Raw genomic sequence first — 15,328 nt, forward strand, 5'->3', positions numbered from 1 at the left:
CCAGTATATAAAAAAAGAAGGCGGTTGTGCCTGTCACACTCCGCCTTGCTTAACAATTTCCCTTATTCAACTTTCAACATCCGATACCCCACTCCGATATGAGTCTGTATATACTGGGGTGAATCCGGCTCCGACTCCAGCTTCTTCCGAAGGGTGGCCATAAATACCCTCAGTGATGCAATATCATTTTCCCAGCTGCTGCCCCAGATTTTCTGCGTCAGAAAGGTGTGCGTCAATACCTTCCCCACATTTTGGGAGAGGAGGCACAAAAGCTTATACTCCATCGGGGTCAGATGTAGCTCCTTCTCCCCTATGCTGGCGCACCCTGCCGCATAATCGATTTTCAGTGCCCCGTTGGTAAATACGGACTGACTCGGTGCCTGATTCTCCATATAAAGAAGTCTGCGCTGCGTCACCCGAAGACGTGCCAGAAGCTCCTCCACAGAAAATGGTTTGGTCAGATAATCATCCGCTCCCGCATCCAGTGCTTCTATCTTATCTGTATCCTCACTTCGCGCACTGATCACAATAATGGGAAGGTTGGACCAGCTACGGATGCGCCGGATGATGTCTACTCCATCCATATCCGGCAGTCCCAGATCCAGGAAAATCACATCCGGATTGTGGGAGGAGGCCTCCATTATAGCCGTTTCACCCGTTGATGCAGTCAAATAATGATAATCGTGTGCTTTCAATGTAGTTGTAATCAGGTTCCGCACAGGCGCGTCATCCTCTACGACCAGAATCAATGGTTTATTCATGTAAGTTTACCTCCTCAGCACGCAGTGTAAATGAGAAAATACATCCTGTCGGCGCATTGTCCTGCAGCCATATTTCTCCTCCGTGTGCATTGATTATTGTTTTACAGAGCGCAAGCCCAAGCCCCAGACTTCTTCGGCTGTCACCGATTTTTCCGGCTCCGGTATAAAACATATCGAAAATATGTGGTTTATCTTCTTTTGCAATTCCGGGACCGTTATCTGCTATGGAAATAGTAATACGGTCTTCCTCTTTCTTAGTTCGAATCTCAATCACAGAATCCTTCGGTGTATATTTGATAGCATTGTCAACAATATTAATGATAACCTGAACGATGAGCCTTGCATCAACTTTCGCCAGCAGCAGTTCTTTCGAACCACACACCCTGATCTCATGCTCCACACTTTTGCGGTTTACGTGACGCAGTGCTTCTGCAATCACTTCATCTATCAGCTCTGCCGACATGCGGATGTTCATTCTCCCCTCTTCTATCCTGGTAACCGCAAGCAGATTTTCCACCAGATTGATCAGCCACATGGAATCATCATAAATATCTGTATATAACTGCTTTTTTGTCAGCTCATCAAACTGTTCCGCATTCGAGATCAGATTGCTTGCATTTCCGGATATGGAAGTCAGCGGTGTACGAAGATCATGGGAAATAGCCCGCAGAAGATTCGCACGAAGCTGCTCATTTTTCGCAACGATCGCAGCCTCTTCCTTCTCTCTGGCATTTTTGTCATTCTCCAGAGCAAGGGCACATTCACCCAGGATGGAGAGAAGAATACTGTGTTCAAATGTGTCCAGTACCTGCTCTTTCAAATCTATTCCAACCACACCGTATACATTATCATTTACCCGAAGCGCAAGATACTGGCATCTGACGTTCGAAAAATGGCTGGTTCCGGCTCCGGCATGTTTATTATTCTCCAGTACCCACTCTGCAACTTCTTTTTCTTCGGCGGTAGAATAAATCTCCGTATCTGTCTCCGGTTTTACATAAAAAGCTCGTCCTTCTTTCAACATACCGTTTTCAGACAAATAGATTACAATATTTCTTCCCAGTAGTTTCACAAGCTGGTTTGCCGCCACATCTATGATTGCATCCCGCCCCTTTACTTTATTCAGGAGCTGATCCGTATCAAAGAGAATTTTAGTCCGGTACGCCGTCTGTGCAGACTGTTTCGCATGGTTCTTAAGACGGGCAGCCAGTGTCCCCGCCATCAATGCGCCCAGGAACATCACAAGAAAAGTCACCGGGTATCCCGGATCATAGGCAAACAATGTATATTTCGGTTCTGTAAACAGAAAATTAAACACAAACACACTTGCCAGAGATGAAATCAGGCAATAGATACGGTGTGTCGTCACCACTGCAACGACCAGCACGCTTAAAATATATACCGTAATAATATTTGCTTCGGTAAAACCAAGTCTCTCAAACACAAGTCCCAGTATACTTGCCAGTGCGAGTCCCGCTGCGCATTTCAGAATATCTGCAAAGCAGACAATAAAAGGTCTGCTCTTCTGTCTCTTCCCCCGGTAAATTCTCTTAACCGACTGATCCGGAATAATATGAATATCGGTATTCGGAACATAGGCAATCAGTTTATCCGTCAGAAGAGGCTTTCCAAACGGAAACCGTCTTGTTACCATACTGCGCCCCAGCACGATTTTCGTCACACCGGAAAGCCGGGCGAACTCCGCAATCTGATAAGGAATATCCTCACCGAAGACCGTTTCTATTCTGGCTCCCTGCTCTTTTGCCAGACGGATATTAGAGCGAAGGCGCTGCTTGTCTTCCTGCGCCATATACTGAAAATCCGGTGTTTCCACAAAAAGTGCGGTAAATGTCCCCTTAAATGCCTGTGCCAGACGCGCGGCAGTGCGAATGCTTTTTGCATTGGATGGAGAAGTTGAAAGGCAGACCAGAACATGTTCTTCTCTTTCATTTTCAGCTGTCATTTTTGTCATTCTATCCTTTGTTGTAGATTCTCCCAGAATTATAGCACTTTTTACCTCTTCATTCACTTCATTTCCCTGTAAAAATGTATCTATTTTTTTCATAAGGGAAAATCCCCACATTCCTGCAGCAAGCAATCCGCAGATCAATAGTACATTTTCCATAATCCCACCCCGCAAATCTTTGATTTATAAATGAAAACACTTATGTATATGTTTATTTTTTCCCAGTACTAACATGGTTTCCTCTCCGGATAGCATCGTATCCGGGGTTACATTCATATCCAGCTTTCCATTTCTCTTAGTTGCCATGATATTGATGTTGTGCTTTTTACGAATATCCAGCTGCCCGATCGTTCTGCCCTTCCATGCATCCGGAACAGCAATTTCAAAAATCGCATATTCTCCACCTAACTCTATGTAATCGAAAATATGATCCGCACTGTACCGGATTGCCGTCCATGTTGCAAGCTGCTTCTCCGGATATACAATCTCATCTGCTCCGTTTCGAAGCAGGAATTTCGCGTGAACATCCCTGGCTGCTCTGGATACCACGAATTTTGCTCCCAGCTCTTTTAATAACGAAGTTGTCTCCAGCGAACCCTGAAAATCATCTCCAATGCCTACGATACACACATCAAAATTCCGAACACCCAGAGATGCAAGGAAATCTTCATCCGTGCTGTCACCGATCTGCGCATTCGTAACGTATGGAAGTACTGCATCCACCCTCTGTTCCTGTTTGTCAACTGCCATAACCTGATGCCCCAGTTCATGTAATTTCACAGCCACATGTCTTCCAAATCTTCCCAGTCCTACTAATAATATTGATTTCATTTCTTATCTCTCCTATCCTACCGTAATCTTTTCCTGAGGATATCTTGATCCATGTATCTTCGTTCCGGATACCGCAGCAAAAATCAATGTCAATCCCCCAACTCTTCCAAAAAACATCAAAAAAATCAAAATCCAACGGGACAGAACCCCAAGCTGTGCCGTAATCCCAAGGGATAACCCCACTGTTCCGATTGCCGAGGCTGTTTCAAACAAGCTGGTCAGAATGGGAATTCCTTCTACTTTACTGATGACCATTCCTCCTGTTAAGAAAAGGATCAAATATATCATAAAAATCGCCGCCGCATAACGTATGGTATCCGTCGCAAACCGGCGTCCAAACATCTGGGCATCTTCTCTTCTCCGGAATACAGCTGATGCTGATGCAGCAAGAACGGCTACCGTTGTTGTTTTCATTCCACCTGCTGTAGAACCGGGGGAGCCGCCGATCATCATCAATATTATGATTACCGCAACCCCTGTTTCACTGAGTGCCGTAAGATCCGCCGTATTAAATCCCGCTGTCCTTGGAGTTACCGACTGAAATAACGACTCCAGGATACGTTCCTTCTGTGGCAGTTCTCCGAATTCACCAAAATAGAAATACACAGCCGGTATGATGATTAATAAAACTGTCATACTTAAAATCACTTTGCTCTGAAGGCGGTATTCCCGAAAATGAAACTTTCTTGTACGTATATCGCTCCAGGTCAGGAACCCAATTCCTCCGATAATAATCAACAGCATAATTGTAATATTAATCACCGGATTCCCTGAAAATCCGGTCAGTGATGAGAGTGGAGCCCGAATTCCCATCAGATCAAATCCGGCATTACAAAAAGCAGATATGGAATGGAAAACCGAGTACCATATTCCTTTTCCAAGTCCGAATTCTTTAAAAAATACCGGAAACATAACAAGTGCACCCAACAATTCGATCAACAGAGTTGCTTTCAGGATAAATTCCGTCAGCCGTACGATTCCACCCACATGAGGTGCAGCAATTGCTTCCTGCATCGTGCTCCTCTGCATCAGACCTATTTTCCTTCCTGACACCATCGCAACTGCCACCGCAATGGTCACCACTCCCATACCTCCAACCTGGATCAGCCCCAGAATCACAGCCTGCCCAAATGCTGACCAGTAAGCTGCCGTATCATGAACCACAAGTCCCGTCACACATACCGCCGACGTAGCAGTAAACACTGCATCCAGGAACGGTGCCCCTCCGCTTTCTTTCGTTGAAACAGGAAGCATAAGCAGAATACTTCCTGTGAGAATTACCAATGCAAAACCACATATTATAATCTGAAATGAAGTCCATCGCCTTTTTTTCATTTCCACTTACTCCTCATATCACTTTATCCCGGAAGGAGATTGGACTCCTTCTAAGATGAATCATCTCACATCCGCTATAAAGGCTGTATTAATAAGATAAAAAAGAGATTAAGATAGTATAAAGATTTATATAAAAATCGCAACAAAAAAAGCAGCTCCTGTATTTCTACAGAAACCACTTTCTTTGTCATTCCATGTTCTTTATTTCTGCGATTCATAAGTCATACCAAGTTTTTCGTAATAGGCTCTCTTGTCCTCATACATCCTACAGTCAGCCTTTTCCAGAAGATCTTCCATCGTACATTCTTCAAATTCTGTCGAAATGGAGTAGCCCACCGAATAATCAACCTTCACTTTCATATCAGATTGATTATGCTTCTTCACTTCATCAGAGATATTCTTTAAAATTTTTAATACGTGTTCATTATCACATTTCCTGATCACAGCAATAAACTCATCACCCCCGTAACGTCCCAAAAACGCGCGGGCCGGAGTATTTCTCCGAAGCACTTCTGCAAATTGAGAGATCATGTAGTCGCCCGCTTCATGTCCCTGTGTATCATTGACCATCTTAAGCTGGTTTAAATCGAACATCATCAGGCACACTTCTCCCTGAATCATTGCCTGATCTGACAACAGTTCTCTGCATCGGCTCCGATTGAAAAGTCCGGTACTGTAATCTATCGTTGCCTGCTGATTTAATTCTGCTATGGATACGGCCCCCATAACAGCGATATAGATCAGAAAAACTGCAATCATGCTCATAGTCCCATGAGATGTTCCATTCACATAGAAAAAAATCAGATCAATAGTTGCCCCCACGACACACAACAGGAAGCAGCCCAGGGTAATCCATACCTTTCGACTTCTTTTTTTCTTCCGAAATTCATTCAATACCACCAAAGTCACCGCTACTGCTGCCGTTGCGATTACCAGATGGCTGATGAACAGAGTTTCTCTCAGATCCATTATCCCAAAAAACTGAAGCATGACCTGCAGCATGACAGAAATAATGGAGATATAACAAATTACATCTAAAAAAACATATTTATTTTTTTCGAATTGCTTTCTAATAAAGCATACAAACGGTACTACTGAAATTCCCAGCATGATAAGCGAAATCTGTGAAACCAGCATCGGATTATTTTTAAACATTAGTGAAGCAGACCGAATATCTGTTATCTTCCATGTACCCAAAAAACAGGAAAATAATCCCAGATAAAACAGGCTTATATTTTTTTTCCTCTGTATCCACGAAAATACAGAAATCAATATAAATATTCCACCCATTAAAACAGCCAGAAAACTTAATATAATATCTGACAGATCATCCAATAATCTGCTTGCGATAATCGCATACCGTGATCCGACATAGAATTCCACACTTCTCTTACTGACAGCCTTATACACCGGTGTTATTACAACCCGTATCTGCTTTCCGGAATCAAACTGAGTCACCGGAACAAAAATCCATTTGCACCCCACTGTTTCACCGGATGAACCCCCATCTTTACATTGCAGACTGTATACCATTTCATCATCGATATATATCTGCGCATAAGAATGCACCAGGTAGAAGGCAAGACAGTTTTCACCGCCTTCCACATTGTCTATATTCAGTATGTATTCTTTCTGAATACCAGCCGGAGCATCGAAATTATTTATCTCTGTATATGATAACTCTTTTATGCTTCTGTAACCGGTGTCTTTTCTCAACTGAATCACATCATTATGATGATCAACCCCCAGATGAATCAAAAGAAGAGCTGTACAGCAAAGAACAACCAGATATATAGGAAAAACCATTTTATGTAATGCGTTATTATTTTTCAAATTGCCTCACTTGCTTTTCGTTTTATTGAACAGCTCATTATATAACAATTCAGGTCAAAAAACTATAGGTTTAGCAAATATTTTTGTCAAAAAAACAGATTCAGAAATGTTCTCACATCTGAATCTGCTTTTTTTCATATCATTTAAGATTATTCAGCTGTCTCTTCCGTTTCCGCCTCTTCCGCAGCAGAGCCGTGTACTTCATAGACTGTTACCACAGCTGCCTCAGGATCCGTGTGAAGATCAATATCCTTATCAGAAGCGATATCCAGATCTTTCACGAAAATCGTATCTCCTACCCGCATGTTGCTCACATCAATCTCAACTTTCTCGACCAGTGCATCCGGTGTTGCCTTATAAGAAATCTCATGAATTAATTGCTGCAGAACGCCTGTCGTTACTTTTTCGTGATGCAAAAGAACAACTTCCGCAACAGAGTGTACCTTTTCTCCTTTTACAAGAGCCTGAAAATCAATTTCATCCACCTGGCCTTTTATGGTGTTAAAATCAATTTCCTTTACCAGGACATCCATCATCTCTCCATCTACATCCAGCATAATCTGACTGCCTTTTCCGTGTTCTTTGAGAAGTTTATCCACATCAGATCTTACAAGCTTAATTGGTATAGACTTTTCAATTTTCTTACCAAATACATTTCCTGTAACAAATCCTTCCCGTCTAAGTCTTTTTGCCTTGATTTCCATGTTTCTTTTTTCAGCTTTTAAAGTATTCATTTATCTTTTCCTCCTAAAACTGAATGCTTAGAGGGCCTGTACTACAATGACTGCAGGTCCAGTTAAGTATTTCTTTTTGTTACATGTGTATTATAACACCCAAGACAAATAAATACTGCACAAATATGAGGAAATTTTCAGAAGATTTTCATGCAACTTTGTTCTAATACAGTTCTTTCACTGTCGGATATATCTTCCTGAACTTCTGATATCTCTCTTCGTACTTCGCGGTCAGCTCCGGATCCGGCTCAACCGTATCGATTACCTTAACGATTCTATCAGCTGCTGCCTTCACATCCGGATATTCGCCGCAGCCTACTGCTGCCAGCATGGCTCCGCCGAGTGCCGGTCCTTCCTCGCTCTCTATCACATCCACCTTCAGGTTCATGACGTTGGCGATAATCTTTTTCCACAGAGGACTCTTTGCGCCTCCTCCGCAGATCTTTGTGCGCTCTATCCGGATTCCAAGGCTTCTTGCCACCTCAAGTGAATCACGAAGACCGAATGCCACACCTTCCAGCACTGCCTGCGTCATATCTTCTCTGGTAGTATCCATGGACATTCCTATGAACATAGCTCTTGCCTTCGGGTTATTGTGAGGAGAACGTTCTCCCATCAGATATGGAAGATAAAATACATTGTTCTCTCCAAGTTTCGTAATACCTGCCTGCTCTGCTGCGAAATCTTTCGTCTTTAATATTTCTTCATTCCACCATTTATTGCAGGATGCTGCACTCAGCATGCATCCCATCAGATGATAGCTGCCGTCTGCATGTGCAAAAGAATGAAGAGCGTTGTTCTCATCCACTCCAAAATTCTTACTGGAAATGAAAATAGTACCGGAGGTTCCAAGAGAGATGTTGCACATTCCGTCACCTACCGTGCCGGTTCCGACTGCTGCCGCCGCATTATCGCCGGCTCCTGCGATAACCTTTACCTCCCGGGATAATCCCAGTTCTTTTGCGATATCCTCTTTCAGAGTTCCTACCACTTCATAACTCTCATACAATTTTGGAAGCATAGCCTCTGTTACTCCACAGATATCCATCATTTCTTTAGACCAGCAGCGATTTTTCACATCCATCAGAAGCATGCCGGATGCATCCGATACATCTGTACAGAAGGAACCGGATAATTGATACGCCAGATAATCCTTCGGCAGCATGATTTTTGCAATCTTTGCAAAATTTTCCGGCTCATTATTCTTCATCCAGAGAATTTTCGGTGCTGTGAATCCTGCAAATGCAATATTTGCAGTATACTCGGAAAGCTTATCCTTGCCGATTACCTGATTGAGATAATCCGTTTCCTCTCCGGTTCTTCCGTCATTCCACAGAATCGCCGGACGTATCACCTGATCCTCACTGTCCAGTGCCACCAGACCATGCATCTGTCCGCCAAAGCTGATTCCTGCCACCTGAGCTTTGTCACAGCCTTCCGTCAGCTCTTTGATTCCCTCCATAGACTGGGTGAACCAGTCTTCCGGCCTTTGCTCTGACCAGCCCGGATGAGGAAAGAATAAAGGATATTCTTTGGACACAATATTTTTAATAACACCTGTCTCATCCATCAAAAGCAGCTTCACTGCTGAAGTTCCCAGATCAACTCCTATATATAACATCTGTTTTTCTCCTGCCTGTTTGATTATCCCCATGGATTCTCTGTCGGATATCTCACGCCTGCCGGCTGATTGTATCCGATCTCATTCACCGGAACACCTATGTACTTGAATACTTCGTACAATGTTTTTCCAAAATGACCGAAAGCAACGGCTCCGTGATGCGGATAACCTCCCTCAATCAGTACGTGGCGGTAGAATCTTCCCATCTCCGGGATTGCAAATACACCGATACTTCCAAAGGAACGGGATGCAACCGGAAGGACCTCTCCCTGTGCGATATATGCGCGCAGAATATTATCGGCAGTGCTCTGCAGGCGGAAGAACGTGATATCTCCAGGAGCAATATCTCCTTCCAGAGTTCCCTGTGTAACCTCTTCCGGAAGTGTTCTTGCCATAATCTTCTGATACTTCATCTCGCAGGAAACCAGTTTTCCTGAAGCTGTATTTCCACAGTGGAATCCCATGAAAGTATCCTTCTGAGTATAGTTATATTTTCCTTTGATCTCTGACTCGTACATATCCTTCGGCACGGAGTTGTTGATATCCAGAAGAGTTACCGCATCCTGACTTACAACCGTTCCAATAAACTCACTGAGTGCTCCGTAAATATCTACTTCACAGGATACCGGGATTCCCTGTGCGGTCAGACGGCTGTTCACAAAACATGGTACAAAACCGAACTGTGTCTGGAATGCCGGCCAGCATTTTCCTGCGATAGCAACATATTTGCGGTAACCGCGGTGTTCTTCGATCCAGTCTTTCAGTGTCAGTTCATACTGTGCAAGCTTGGAAAGGATCTCCGGTTTCTTATTTCCTGTTCCCAGTTCTTTCGCCATATCCTCAACAACAGCCGGAATTCTCTCATCTCCCGCATGTTTGTTGAATGCTTCAAACAGATCCAGCTCAGAATTTTCTTCGATTTCCACTCCCATATTATAGAGCTGCTTAATCGGTGCATTACATGCAAGGAAGTTCAGCGGACGCGGTCCAAAGCTGATGATCTTCAGATTATTCAGTCCTTCAATTGCTCTTGCGATCGGAAGAAACTCATGAATCATATCTGCACATTCCTCTGCATCTCCAACCGGATATTCCGGAATGTATGCCTTAATGTTGCGAAGCTTTAAATTATAGCTTGCATTCAGCATACCGCAATAAGCATCTCCGCGTCCATCGAGCAGATTGTCTCCTGACTCTTCTGCAGCAGCAATAAACATCTTCGGTCCCTCAAAATGCTTTGCAAGCAGAGTCTCGGAAATCTCCGGTCCAAAGTTTCCAAGATATACAACTAACGCATTACATCCTGCCTTTTTCACATCTTCCAAAGCCTGTACCATGTGAATTTCGCTCTCTACGATACAGATCGGGCACTCGTAAATTCCTTCTGATCCGTATTTCTCTGTATAAGCTTTCATAAGATTTGCTCTTCTGTTGACAGATAAGCTTTCCGGGAAGCAGTCACGGCTCACTGCAACAACTCCGATTTTTACCTGTGGCATATTACTCATGTTTCTTGTCCTCCTTATATATTCATACATTCAAGTTCTTTATAAGGTCAGTATATCAACTTTTTTCAGTACATTCTACCGATTTTTTTACTTATTTATGGCAAATAATTGTCTTTTTTCAGTTTTCCGGAACTTTTTCGGAATTCACTTGGCATGACACCGTATCTGGCCTTAAATACCTTTGCAAATGCCTTGCTGTTAGGAAATCCATTCCGCCCGGCTATCTCCCCAATCGAATATGTGGTTAAAACCATGTCCTCATAGGCATGTTCCAGCCGGACATTATCAAGATAGGTCTTGTAATTTATTTTTGCATACTTCTGGAACATTCTGGAAAGATAGGTTGGAGAATATCCGAAAATACCCGCCAGATCCACAAGCGTCAGCTCTTTCTCATAATTCTCCTTTATGTATGCCGTAATTCCGGATAACCGGTTCAGTTTTCGATTTTGCCTTACCTTTTCCGGATCCGGTTCTGCCTCCCGATACCTGGTAACCAGAATATAGATCAACATATAGAACTGACTCTGAACCTTCAATTCATATCCACAGGGTTTCTCCAGATAAGTCTCATACATATCCCCGATCAGATACATGATCTCCTCATCCTGAAGTCTGGAACTGTGAGTAAAATAAATGAATCTGTCGTCTGTATAATATTTTTCAAATGTTGCCAGGGGAATCTGAAGTACAATTGTCTTATTTGCCTTCGGTGAGTGTACAGAATGTACCTCATTAGAATTGACCAGCATAAACTGCCCCGGCCTTAAAGAATACTGCTTTTCTTCAATGAAAAACTCAAGTTCTCCCTCAAAAAGAGCAAATATCTCAACAGACCGATGCCAGTGTTTCTGCCGTATATAATTACCGTCCTTCCCTTCAAATATGAAAAATTTAAAGGGAAGGTCGCTATTTGGAATAATGATTTCATGTAAGTTATCCATAGAATACCTCCTGCCGACAATATTGCCGGAGCTATCCCAGAAGATTCACGCCGCCGAGAAGTACATAAGAAACGAACCACATAATTACGGTTGCCATGCAGATCCCGATGATTACCGCCGGAAATGCTTTCTTGAACTTAATGCCAAGAAGTGCTGCAATCAGAGATCCGGTCCATGCTCCCGTACCCGGAAGCGGTATTCCAACAAAGAGCACCAGCCCCCAGAATTCATATTTTTCAATCTTATCACTCTTACTCATGGCCTTTGCCTCCAGCTTATCCACAAGAGGCTTAAATATCTTCGTTCCTTTCATCCAGTTAAAAATCGGTGTGATTAAAAGCAGGATAAACGGAACGGGAATAATATTCCCGATCACACAAAGAGGGATGGCAGTGGACACCGGAACACCAAGGATCGGTCCCGCCACCAGAAGTGCACCTCGAAGCTCCAGAATCGGAATCATGGAAATGATAAATACAATTGCCTCTTTCCCAAAGCTTCCGCTAAGTGCATCAATTACACTCTGTACTAATGTTTCTGTCATAACTATCTCCAATCATTTATTTTTCTGCAAAATATTTTCTAAGGAAATCAAATAATACTTCCATTTCTTCTCTGGTTCCTATTGTCACACGGAGATACTGTTCAATTCTCTCGCTTCCCCAGAATCTTACAAATATATCGTTGGCCTTCAATGCCTCGAATATTTCTCTGGCGTCATATTTCGGATGTGTGACAAAGATGAAATTGGCCTTTGAATCCGGGAATTCAAATCCAAGCTTCCTGAATTCTTCCTTAGCCCATTCCCTCGTTTCTACGATTTTTCCTACAGTTTCTTCGAAATAAGCCTTATCTTTCACCGCTTCCACACCATATGCCAGTGAGGTCTGGTTCATGGTATAGGAGTTGAAAGAATATTTTGCGTCATTCAGATACTTGATCAGCTTCGGATTACTGATGGCGTAGCCAATCCGCATTCCTGCCATGGAACGGGCCTTGGAAAATGTCTGCACTACGATCAGGTTCTCATATTTATCAATCAGCTCTATCGCTGATCTTCCCGCAAAGTCAATATATGCTTCATCCACAATGACTATGACATCCTGATTATGGGCAATGATATCCTCCACAAAATCCAGATCCTCATATATTGCTGTCGGGGCATTGGGATTCGGGAAAATAACTCCTCCATTTTCCTTATAATAATCTTCCTTTACAAGGTGGAAGTTCTCATCCAGCTTCTGACATTCGTACGGAATCCGGTACAGATCTGCCCACACCTTATAAAAAGAATAGGTAATATCCGGAAACAGTATTTTCTTTTCCGAGTTAAAAAATGTAAGAAAACACATGGATAATACATCGTCGGAACCCACGCCTACAAACACCTGATCCGGACCTACGCCATAATATTCTGCCAGCGCATCCACCAGCACCTTCGATGTAGGATCCGGATACAGGCGCAGTCTGTCCACACTCAGATTCTGTATAGCCTGAGTCACCCCCGGTGCCGGAGGATAGGGATTTTCATTGGTATTTAATTTTATTACCTTACGCTGCGGCTGTTCTCCCGGCACATACGGCTCCACTTTTCGTATATTTTTCTCAAATGCCTTCATTTATCCGTCTCCTTTTCAGTAACTTCTGTCTTATTAAACTAAAGAATACTCCTTTGCCAGCTCTCTGAACTTCGGCAGTGAATTTACGATTGTTTCATAAGACACACAGTATGCCAGTCTTACATATCCCGGACATGCGAAAGAGCTTCCCGGTACGATCAGGATATTGTATTTCTTTGCTGCATTACAGAATTCCTTTTCATCTGCAACCGGAGACTTCACAAAGAGATAGAAAGCGCCCTCCGGCTTAATGCATTCAAATCCACAGTCACGCAGTCCGTTATAAAGGGTTTCCCTGTTTCTGTCATAGAAGGAAATATCCGTCTTCTCATTCAGACATTTTGCAACAACCTTCTGCTGAAGAGTCGGTGCATTTACAAATCCCAGAATACGTGTTGCCACATTTGCGGCAGACAGAACGGTCTCACTGTCGGTTACCTCATCCGGAATGACCAGATATCCGATACGTTCTCCCGGAAGAGACAGGGATTTGCTGTAGGAATACCCGATAATGGTATTTGCATAATATTTTGTGAGGAACGGTACTTCTACTCCATCGTATACAAGCTCACGGTACGGCTCGTCGGAAATCAGATAAATATCTGTACCGAATTCCTTCTGTTTTGCTTCCATAATGGCAGCCAGCTTCTTGATGGTTTCTTCGGAATAAACTACTCCGGTAGGATTGTTCGGTGTATTTACAATTACTACTTTGGTCTTCGGTGTGATCTTCTGCTCGAATTCGTCCAGTTTTGGCTGAAAATCCACGGTATTCGGGGAGATTTCCACCAAAACACCATCGTAATTATTGGTATAGGAACGGTATTCTCCAAAATACGGTGCAAAAGCAATAACCTCATCTCCCGGATTGATCAGAGTCTTCAGTATTACATTCAGTCCGCCTGCCGCTCCCACGGTCATAACAATATTTTTTCCCTCGAATGCCGTTCCAAAACGCTCATTCAGAGAATCTGCCACAGCCTGTCTCACATCAGCGTATCCACAGTTGCTGTTGGTATATCCATGGAGAACCACCGGATTTTCCTCGTCAAGAAGCTCAATAATTGCCTTTTTAACTGCCTCCGGTGCTGCCACATTCGGATTGCCCAGACTAAAATCAAATACATTCTCTGCCCCGTAGATTCCTGCCAGACGGTTACCTTCTTCAAACATTGCACGGATGGCGGAACTGTTTGCCACCATACCTTTCATTTTTTCAGCTATCATTCTCTTTTCTCTCCTGTCTTTTTAATATATTGTCATTGTTGAATTTCCGTTACGTCTCCTTTTTCCACCATAAACACCGGCCGATAGGAACGTTTTGCCTTCCGGAGTCCCTCTGATCCGGTATCTTCTTCTCTGTTTACATATTTATAATTCATACATTCATGCTCCACAAACTGCTGGTTGATCATGTTGTATGCTCCCGGAATATCTGCATATGCCTTCTCAATATGGACTACAAAAGTATCGGAACAGATGGGTTCTCCAATGGTAAATGCCACGATTTCCCCATCAACTCTCAGGATACCTCCCACCAGCTCCAGCTCCTCAAACAGGCGAAGGGAATTCAGCGTCACACATATCTCTGCATTCTTTTCAATGTCCTCTTCACATCCATTTTCATTCCGCCATTTTAATCCCATCTGAAAGCATTCTTCCAGATTATCCTTTGTAATCGGCTCGTAACTCCAGCGTCCTTCATATTCTGTCTTGAATTTATTTACATGGTTTCGCTTGCTGTGCAGCTTTTTACCGGACAAAGTAGCAAGCTTTTCTGATTCATAGACGTAGTCTGCATCGTCTTCATTATACTCAATCTGAAATCTTCCCGGATACCAGTGTTCAAGCAGGGCAAAATTATCCGGTGTCACATTATACATACAGAACGCATATCCCTGCTCTTTACTGTACTCCATCAGCACCTCCAGAGCCCTCTTCACATTCTCAGGTTCCCCTGCCGGAAATGCAAACGCAAGTCCATCATCCTCACTTTTAAATACCAGCGTATCTTCCACGATAGCAAACTGTACTTTATAATGTCTGGACCAGAGATAAACATTGACAAAAGTCCTCTCACAGCTCCGACTGGTGTGGTGCTTAAAATAATGAGAAATTACTTCTTTATCCTCCAGTTCTGCTCTTTTGAAATTAATCTCAATCATCTTGTACCTTC

The 15,328-nt window shown here is 43.2% G+C and carries 13 protein-coding genes; all 13 read right to left on the reverse strand.

The genetic code is table 11. The annotated features are described in order from the left end of the window. Positions 1-62 precede the first annotated feature (62 nt). Positions 63-761, reverse strand: coding sequence for a response regulator (locus ACQRCC_RS09480; RefSeq protein ID WP_427850574.1), 699 nt, complete (start codon positions 759-761; stop codon positions 63-65). Beyond that, positions 754-2,886 (reverse strand): ATP-binding protein, encoded by a 2,133-nt coding sequence (locus tag ACQRCC_RS09485; protein WP_427850575.1) that lies wholly within the window; start codon positions 2,884-2,886, stop codon positions 754-756. Before ACQRCC_RS09485 ends, ACQRCC_RS09480 begins: the two co-directional genes overlap by 8 nt. 24 nt (positions 2,887-2,910) lie before the next feature. Next, a complete protein-coding gene (locus tag ACQRCC_RS09490) occupies positions 2,911-3,558 on the reverse strand; it encodes a potassium channel family protein (protein ID WP_427850576.1) in 648 nt (215 codons plus the stop codon). 12 nt (positions 3,559-3,570) lie between these two features. Next, positions 3,571-4,893 (reverse strand): TrkH family potassium uptake protein, encoded by a 1,323-nt coding sequence (locus ACQRCC_RS09495; RefSeq protein ID WP_427850577.1) that lies wholly within the window; start codon positions 4,891-4,893, stop codon positions 3,571-3,573. A gap of 201 nt (positions 4,894-5,094) precedes the next feature. Beyond that, on the reverse strand, positions 5,095-6,726 hold the full coding sequence (locus ACQRCC_RS09500; RefSeq protein ID WP_427850578.1) for a diguanylate cyclase: 1,632 nt from the start codon (positions 6,724-6,726) through the stop codon (positions 5,095-5,097). Positions 6,727-6,875: 149 nt separating this feature from the next. Next, complete coding sequence (locus tag ACQRCC_RS09505; protein ID WP_427850579.1) at positions 6,876-7,460, reverse strand: 50S ribosomal protein L25; 585 nt, start codon at positions 7,458-7,460, stop codon at positions 6,876-6,878. Between the two features lie 163 nt (positions 7,461-7,623). After that, complete coding sequence (xylB, locus tag ACQRCC_RS09510; protein WP_427850580.1) at positions 7,624-9,081, reverse strand: xylulokinase; 1,458 nt, start codon at positions 9,079-9,081, stop codon at positions 7,624-7,626. 23 nt (positions 9,082-9,104) lie between these two features. Further along, positions 9,105-10,589, reverse strand: coding sequence for an L-fucose/L-arabinose isomerase family protein (locus tag ACQRCC_RS09515; RefSeq protein ID WP_427850581.1), 1,485 nt, complete (start codon positions 10,587-10,589; stop codon positions 9,105-9,107). Positions 10,590-10,684: 95 nt separating this feature from the next. Beyond that, the gene (locus tag ACQRCC_RS09520) at positions 10,685-11,533 is read right to left on the reverse strand and encodes an AraC family transcriptional regulator (RefSeq protein WP_427850582.1); all 849 of its coding nucleotides are present in this window, start codon (positions 11,531-11,533) and stop codon (positions 10,685-10,687) included. Between the two features lie 31 nt (positions 11,534-11,564). Beyond that, positions 11,565-12,077 (reverse strand): COG2426 family protein, encoded by a 513-nt coding sequence (locus tag ACQRCC_RS09525; RefSeq protein ID WP_427850583.1) that lies wholly within the window; start codon positions 12,075-12,077, stop codon positions 11,565-11,567. A 16-nt stretch (positions 12,078-12,093) separates the two neighbouring features. Further along, entirely contained in the window at positions 12,094-13,152 is a 1,059-nt protein-coding gene (hisC, locus tag ACQRCC_RS09530) for a histidinol-phosphate transaminase (RefSeq protein WP_427850584.1), read from the reverse strand. A 33-nt stretch (positions 13,153-13,185) separates the two neighbouring features. Further along, complete coding sequence (locus ACQRCC_RS09535) at positions 13,186-14,379, reverse strand: pyridoxal phosphate-dependent aminotransferase (protein ID WP_427850585.1); 1,194 nt, start codon at positions 14,377-14,379, stop codon at positions 13,186-13,188. Positions 14,380-14,411: 32 nt separating this feature from the next. After that, positions 14,412-15,317, reverse strand: a complete 906-nt coding sequence (locus ACQRCC_RS09540) for a DUF2156 domain-containing protein (RefSeq protein ID WP_427850586.1) — start codon at positions 15,315-15,317, stop codon at positions 14,412-14,414. Positions 15,318-15,328 lie beyond the last annotated feature (11 nt).

Source organism: Sporofaciens sp. SGI.106 (genome assembly GCF_050314255.1).
Taxonomy (GTDB): domain Bacteria; phylum Bacillota; class Clostridia; order Lachnospirales; family Lachnospiraceae; genus Claveliimonas.